This is a genomic window from Bacillus sp. JJ1503, from assembly GCF_036965125.1.
GTDB lineage: Bacteria > Bacillota > Bacilli > Bacillales > Cytobacillaceae > Cytobacillus.
In genome coordinates this window covers 1-331 of sequence record NZ_JBALOZ010000159.1, presented here as the reverse complement: position 1 = coordinate 331, position 331 = coordinate 1, and the positions used below count along the sequence as shown (strand labels likewise).

The window sequence follows — 331 nt, the reverse complement described above, 5'->3', positions numbered from 1 at the left end:
AGATGAAACATCATAATGAATCTCATGCTCACCGCCTTGGATAATACCGATCACTCCCCATGTGCCATGACTATGAATAGGTGTGGATTGGCCTACATCCCAAACGGCTGAAGCGATCGAAAAACTGTTATCGGGAGCTACATAAATAGGGTATAATATATACTTATTCGGATTTGGCTTTTTAAAAGCCTCATGGATTAATCCTTCAATTGACATAATTTCCTTCATTCGATTAGCAACTTTTTCTGTAATACTTTTTTCATCTTCCTTTGCTTTAATTAAACAATCAATATATTCAATAAAACTTTTTAGTGCAGGATGCAATTTTAAA

1 protein-coding gene is annotated in these 331 nt (G+C 34.4%); it reads right to left on the bottom strand.

Annotation, left to right across the window (positions count from 1 at the left end):
- A partial coding sequence (locus tag V7149_RS13130; RefSeq protein ID WP_335346079.1) for a hypothetical protein occupies positions 1 to 331 on the bottom strand: 331 nt, incomplete at both ends.